Annotated in this window: 4 protein-coding genes; 1 reads left to right on the plus strand and 3 read right to left on the minus strand. The window is 66.9% G+C overall.

Features of this window, described 5'->3' with window-relative positions; genetic code table 11:
* On the plus strand, window positions 1–770 hold a 770-nt coding region (locus tag KH616_RS20500), incomplete at its 5' end, for a penicillin-binding transpeptidase domain-containing protein (RefSeq protein WP_292250320.1).
* Window positions 771–1,213: 443 nt separating this feature from the next.
* Here KH616_RS20500 and KH616_RS20505 read toward each other — a convergent pair.
* The 3 genes from KH616_RS20505 to mfd all read right to left on the minus strand — a co-directional run.
* Window positions 1,214–2,230 carry a threonine/serine dehydratase gene (locus tag KH616_RS20505; RefSeq protein WP_292250322.1) on the minus strand — a complete coding sequence of 339 codons (1,017 nt, stop codon included), beginning with the start codon at window positions 2,228–2,230 and terminating at the stop codon, window positions 1,214–1,216.
* Window positions 2,231–2,282: 52 nt separating this feature from the next.
* Window positions 2,283–3,503, minus strand: a complete 1,221-nt coding sequence (argE, locus tag KH616_RS20510; RefSeq protein WP_292250324.1) for an acetylornithine deacetylase — start codon at window positions 3,501–3,503, stop codon at window positions 2,283–2,285.
* A 135-nt stretch (window positions 3,504–3,638) separates the two neighbouring features.
* A partial coding sequence (gene mfd, locus KH616_RS20515) for a transcription-repair coupling factor (RefSeq protein WP_292250326.1) occupies window positions 3,639–5,680 on the minus strand: 2,042 nt, incomplete at its 5' end.

A 5,680-nucleotide genomic window follows, 5' to 3' on the forward strand; every position in this document is an offset into this window, starting at 1 on the left:
TCGGCACGCAGTACGCGCAGGACTACGTGACGCAGCGCTTCGGCTTCGACCCGGCGAAGACGCCGCCGTACCTGCCGATGGCGCTCGGCGCGGGCCTCGTGACGCCGCTGCAGCTTGCGACCGGCTATGCGGTGTTCGCGAACGGCGGCTACAAGGTCGATCCGTATCTGATCGCCGAAGTCGACGACGCGCACGGCCAGACGTTGCAGAAGGCGCAGCCGGCGGTCGCGGGCGGCACGGCGCCGCGCACGATCGAGGGCCGCAACGCGTACGTGATGAACAGCCTGTTGCATACGGTCGCGACGGCCGGCACGGGCGCGGGCACCAACGCGCTCGGCCGCGGCGACCTGCAGGGCAAGACGGGGACGACGAACGAAGCGAAGGACGGCTGGTTCGCCGGTTATCAGCAGTCGCTCGTCGCTGTCGCCTGGATGGGCTTCGACCAGCCGAAGAGTCTTGGCAGCCGCGAATTCGGCGCGCAGCTTGCGCTGCCGATCTGGGTCAACTACATGCGCACCGCGCTGAAGGATGTGCCCGAGCAGCAGATGCCGATGCCCGACGGGCTGACGACGATTGACGGCGAGCTGTATTACGCGGATCGCACGCCGGGTGAGGGCTTCGTGTCGAGCGTCGACATCAACCCGGCCGCGAGTTCGATGAACGCGAACGATGCGCTCGGTTCGGCCGGTGCGGCGGGCCTGGCGCCGCCGCCCGTGTCGGCGCAGGAAAAGCAGCAGATCATGGATATGTTCGACGGCAACAAGCCGTGACCGGTGGCGGCCGCAGCAGCGCGCCATGTCGATGACGAAAGACGGCCGCACGACGCGGCCGTCTTTTTTTGTCGGGACGCCGGGCGCGGCGGACAAATCCTTTCGCATCAACGGCTTGGGGGTGCGATCCCGGTGTTGTCTACACGTCTGTCCACAAAAAATGTGGATAACCTCGATGGCCGGGTGGGCTGCCTAATCGGTGTCAGCGCGTGAGCCTGTCGATATTGCTTATTAAAAACAATGGCTTGGCGATCTTTCGGGAAACTTCTCCACAAGTCTGTCAACAAAAATTGGGGATAACCCCAAGTGGTCGTCGTGACGCTCGCGCCAGGGCGGCCGGATGCTGCGTCGCGTCAAAAACCCCATGCATTCAATGCGTTGGCCCGGTTTCCCCGACATTTGCCGACGGCATTTCCGACAGAACGCAGGTGATCCGGCCCTCGTCAGCGCTGCAATCGCGCATGCGCGAGGTGCATGCCGAGCGTCACCGGATCGGTGTTGGTGCCGGACAGCAGCACACCGACCCGCCGGCCTTGCAGCGTTTCGCGCAGCGGGCCGAGAAGGGCGGCCATGGCCGCCGCGCAGGCCGGTTCGACGGCGACCTTCAGGTGCGAGAACAGGTAAAGCATCGCCATGCGCAACGCGTCGTCGGACACGGTGACGATGCGGTCGATGTGACGCCGGCACAGCTGATAGCTGTATTCCTCGGTGTGCGGTGCCATCAGCGAATCGGCGATCGTATGCATCGCGGTCATCTTGACCGTGTGATTGGCCGCGAAGCTGCGGCACATCGCGTCGGCGCCCTCCGGCTCGACGCCGTAGACATGCACGCGCGGGTTCGCGAGCCGCAGCGCGGTCGACACGCCGGCCGCCAGGCCGCCGCCGCCGATCGGTACGATCACCGCATCGAGATCCGGTGTCTGCGTCGCCCATTCGTAGCCGAGCGTCGCGGTGCCGAGGATCGTGTGGTAGCCGTTGAACGGATGGATAAAGAAACGGCCTTCCTCCGCTTCGATCCGGCGCACCAGGTCGAACGCCTGCGACGCGCTGCCGGCCAGCACGACTTCCGCGCCGTACTGCTTGCATTGCGCGATACGCGACGGGCTTGCCGTGTGGAACATCACGACCTTCGCGCTGCTGCCGAGCCGCTTCGCCGCATAGGCGACCGCCGCCGCGTGATTGCCGGCCGAGACGCAGGTGACGCCGACGTTCTTGCGCGCTTCGTCGAGCGCGAGCAGGTGCGTGAATGCGCCGCGTATCTTGAAGCTGCCGCTTGCCTGCAGCAGCTCGAACTTGAAGTTGACGTGCGTTCCTTCGAGCGACGGGAGATCCGTGCGCTCGAACACCGGCGTGCGCACGACCCACGGCGACAGCGCGAAATGTTGTGCGGCAATATCGTCGAGCGTGGGAATCGGCTCGCCGTCGATCGTGGGCGCGGCGCCCTGTTGTGCAGTCGACATGGCTGGCGTGTGGATGAGCCGGCCCGCGCGCGAGCCGGCGGGGCGGGATGGGTCAGCGCGCGTCGGCCGACATGCTGCGGATGAACTTCCGCAGGAATTGCTCGCAGGCGGCCAGTTGCGAAAGCTCGACGTATTCGTTCGGCTTGTGCGCCTGTTCGATGTTGCCGGGGCCGCACACGACGCTCGGAATGCCGGCCCGTTCGAACAGCCCGGCTTCGGTGCCGTACGCGACCTTGCGTTTGTCCTGGTCGGCGGTCAGCGCGCGCACGAGCTGCGTGATCGCGGCCTGTTCGGTCGCGTCGAGGCCCGGCGCCGCGGCGATCTTCGAGAACTCGATGGCGGCATTCGGATGCTCGCGCAGCATCTGCGGCAGCAACGTTTCCTGCGCGTACGCCTCGATGCGCCGGAAGATCTGCTCGGGGTCGAGCGTCGGCAGATTGCGGAACTCGAAATCGAAACGGCATTCGGCCGGCACGGTGTTGATCGCGTTGCCGCCCTGGATGGTGCTGGTCTGCGCGGTCGTGAACGGGACGTCGTACAGATCGTCGAACGGGCCTTCGGCGCGGAAGCGGTCGGCGACATCGCGGATATGGCAGATGAGGCGCGCCGCGTATTCGATGGCGTTGAGGCCCTTCGGTGTCAGCGACGAATGCGCCGCGTGGCCGCGCACGCAGCAGCGGTACGCGTTGATGCCCTTGTGAGCGATGATCGGCCGCATGCTGGTCGGCTCGCCGACGATGCAGCCGGACGGCGTCACGCCGCGTTTTTGCAGGTCGGCAATCATCAGCGGCGCGCCCGCGCAACCGATTTCCTCGTCATACGACAGCGCAAAATGGATCGGCTGCGCGAGCTTCGCCGCCTGCATCTCCGGCAGCAGCGCGAGCGCCGCGCCGATGAATCCCTTCATGTCGCAGGTGCCGCGGCCGTACAGGCGGCCGTCGCGGATTTCCGGACGGAACGGATCGCTGTCCCATTGCTGGCCGTCGACCGGCACGACGTCGGTGTGCCCGGACAGCACGATGCCGCCGTTCGTCGCGCCGTCGTGCGCGGGCACCGTGGCGAACAGGTTGGCCCAGCCACCGCGCGGATCGTGTGTGAGCGTCGCTTCGATGCCCTTGGCGGCGAGTGCGTCGCGCACCGTTTCGATCAGGCCGAGGTTCGGCACGCGGCTCGTCGTATCCATCGACACCAGTTGCTTGATCCAGTCGAGGCTGACGAGGGAGGCATCGCGCGATTCGGCGGCGGACTGCGCCGGCGCGTCGAGAGTGGACATGGCTGAACTCCGTCTGAGGAATGGGAAAATCATACTCAAAAACGATGCGGCCCGCCTTCGCGGGCCGCTGTGCAGCGCAGCATGAACGGCGCGTGGCGTGCCGCCGCTCACGGATCCCGGCCGGCGTTCCGCCGGTCAGCGCGACGGCACGGCCGCGCCTTGCCGGTTGCGGTCCAGCGCGCGCAGCGTCTCCTTGATCGTCGACACGCGGATCGCCAGATCCGGCGTGCGCGTCTCGATCCGCAGCTTGTCCTGGCCCGCGAGCTTGATGTGGCGATGCTTTTGCACCATCTCGATGATGCGCATCGGGTCGATCGGCGGATTCGGCACGAACTGCAGGCCGATCGCGGCCTCGCTCGCGTCGATCTTCGTAATCCCGAGCGGCTTCGCGGCGAGGCGCAGCCGGTGCGTCTCGACAAGCGCGTGCGCCTGCGGCGGCATCTTGCCGAAGCGGTCGATCAGCTCTTCCTGGATGTCGTCGATCGCGTCGCCGTGCTCGCAGTTCGCGAGGCGCTTGTACAGCGACAGCCGCTCCTGCACATCGACGCAATAGTCGGACGGCAGGATCGCGGGGGCGTGCAGGTTGATCTCCGTCGTGGCGGCGAGCGGGGCGGTGAGGTCGGGCTCCTGGCCGTTCTTCAGCGCCTTCACCGCGTCGTTGAGCATTTCCGTGTAGAGCTGGAAGCCGATCTCGTGGATCTCGCCCGACTGCTTGTCGCCGAGCACTTCGCCGGTGCCGCGGATCTCGAGGTCGTGCATCGCCAGATAGAAGCCGGAACCCAGTTCCTCCATCTGCTGGATCGCCTCGAGCCGGCGCTGCGCCTGCTTGGTCAGCGACTGCGGATCATGGACCAGCAGGTAGGCATAAGCCTGGTGATGCGAACGGCCGACGCGCCCGCGCAGCTGGTGCAGCTGCGCTAGGCCGAACTTGTCGGCGCGGTGCATGATGATCGTGTTCGCGCTCGGCACGTCGATGCCGGTCTCGATGATCGTCGTGCACAGCAGCACGTTGGCACGCTGCGCGACGAAATCGCGCATCACGCGTTCCAGCTCGCGCTCGTGCATCTGGCCGTGCGCCACCACGATGCGCGCCTCGGGCACGAGCGCCTCGAGCATCGCCTTGCGGTTCTCGATCGTCTCGACCTCGTTGTGCAGGAAGTAGACCTGCCCGCCGCGCTTCAGCTCGCGCAGCATCGCCTCGCGGATCACGCTGTCGTCCTCGCGGCGCACGAAGGTCTTGATCGCGAGGCGCTTCTGCGGCGCGGTCGCGATCACCGAGAAGTCGCGCAGCCCTTCGAGCGCCATCCCGAGCGTGCGCGGGATCGGCGTCGCGGTGAGCGTCAGCACGTCGACCTCCGCGCGCAGCGCCTTCAGCGCTTCCTTCTGGCGGACGCCGAAGCGGTGCTCCTCGTCGATGATCACGAGGCCGAGCCGCTTGAACTGCACATCCGACGACAGCAGCTTGTGCGTGCCGATCACGATATCGACGGTGCCCTCGTTGATCTGCGCGATCGCCGCGTTGATTTCCTTCGCGGTCTTGAAGCGCGACAGCTCGACGATGCGCACCGGCCAGTCGGCGAAGCGGTCGGCGAAGGTCTGCGTGTGCTGCTCGGCGAGCAGCGTGGTCGGCGACAGCAGGGCGACCTGCTTGCCGCCCATCACCGCGATGAACGCGGCGCGCAGCGCAACCTCGGTCTTGCCGAAGCCGACGTCGCCGCAGACGAGGCGGTCCATCGGCTTGCCGCTCGTCATGTCGCCGATCACGGATGCGATCGCGGCGGCCTGGTCGGGCGTTTCCTCGAAACCGAAGCTTTCCGCGAACTTCACGTAGTCGCGCGGTTCGAGCGCGAACGCGTGGCCTTCGCGGGCCGCGCGGCGCGCATACAGGTTCAGCAGCTCGGCGGCGGTGTCGCGGATCTGCTGCGCGGCCTTGCGCTTCGCGCGATCCCACTGGCCCGAGCCGAGCGCGTGCAGCGGTGCGCTGTCCGGATCGGCGCCGCTGTAGCGCGAGATCACATGCAGTTGCGCGACCGGCACGTAGAGCTTGCTGCTGCCCGCGTATTCGAGATGTAGGAACTCGGTCTCGCCCTCGCCGAGATCCATCGACTCGAGGCCCATGTAGCGGCCGATGCCGTGCTGCGCGTGGACGACCGGATCGCCGGCCTTCAGCTCGGACA

It is taken from the genome of Burkholderia sp. (assembly GCF_018375725.1).
In the GTDB taxonomy this organism is placed as follows: Bacteria; Pseudomonadota; Gammaproteobacteria; order Burkholderiales; family Burkholderiaceae; genus Burkholderia.